Source organism: Pseudoalteromonas sp. SG41-5 (genome assembly GCF_014164495.1).
In the GTDB taxonomy this organism is placed as follows: domain Bacteria; phylum Pseudomonadota; class Gammaproteobacteria; order Enterobacterales; family Alteromonadaceae; genus Pseudoalteromonas; species Pseudoalteromonas rhizosphaerae.
On sequence record NZ_JACJFH010000241.1, the window covers coordinates 1 to 1,136 of the forward strand.

The 1,136-nt window shown below is 43.8% G+C and carries 2 protein-coding genes; both read right to left on the reverse strand.

Annotated features, from left to right (window positions below):
- On the reverse strand, window positions 1-209 hold a 209-nt coding region (rplQ, locus tag H5232_RS23320; protein ID WP_182831662.1), incomplete at its 3' end, for a 50S ribosomal protein L17.
- Window positions 210-248: 39 nt separating this feature from the next.
- A partial coding sequence (locus H5232_RS23325) for a DNA-directed RNA polymerase subunit alpha (RefSeq protein ID WP_182831664.1) occupies window positions 249-1,136 on the reverse strand: 888 nt, incomplete at its 5' end.

Sequence of the window (1,136 nt, forward strand, 5' to 3'; positions counted from 1 at the left end):
GTGCGAGCAAACGCTAAACGGCGATTTGCTACACTGTCAGTCTTAGCCAGTGTGATTAAAGGTTCAATTACACGACGTAACTCTTTCGCTTTTGGCAAAGTAGTTTTGATGATTTCATGTTTCACCAAAGAACCTGCCATATTGCTGAACATCGCTTTACGATGGCTGCTGTTACGGTTTAATTGACGACCACTCTTACGATGGCGCATGACCCTATCCTTCTAACTAAACTAATATAGTGATTTAGATTATTCAGCTAGGCTTGCAGGTGGCCAATTTTCTAGGCGCATACCTAGAGATAGACCACGTGAAGCTAGCACGTCTTTAATTTCAGTCAGAGACTTCTTGCCTAAGTTAGGCGTTTTAAGAAGCTCGACTTCTGTGCGCTGAACTAAATCACCGATATATTGAATTTGCTCGGCTTTCAAACAGTTTGCTGAACGCACTGTTAGTTCAAGATCATCAACTGGACGAAGTAGAATAGGATCGAATTCTGGCTTCTCTTCTTTCTCTTCTGGCTCAGTAACATCACGTAAGTCTACGAATGCTTCTAGCTGCTCAGCTAAGATAGTCGACGCACGGCGGATCGCTTCTTCTGGATCTATAGTGCCGTTTGTTTCCATATCAATGATTAACTTGTCTAAGTCTGTACGTTGTTCAACACGTGCTGATTCAACCGAGTACGCAATACGTTCAACTGGGCTAAATGATGCATCAAGCAACAATCTACCAATTGGACGCTCATCGTCATCAGAGGATAAACGGCTAGATGCCGGCACATACCCACGACCACGTTCAACACGAATTCGCATGCTGATCGCACTATTATCTGCCGTTAAATGACAAATAATATGATCTGGGTTGGCAATGGTTACATCGCCGTCGTGCTGAATATCAGCCGCAGTCACAGGGCCTACACCAGACTTAGTCAGGGTAAGAAAAACTTCATCTTTACCTTCCAAAGTAACTGCTAGACCTTTAAGATTTAACAGAATTTCAATGATGTCTTCTTGTACGCCTTCTTTCGCGCTGTATTCGTGCAACACACCGTCGATTTCAACTTCGGTTACTGCACATCCTGGCATTGACGAAAGAAGTATACGGCGTAAGGCATTCCCAAGAGTATGACCGAAGCC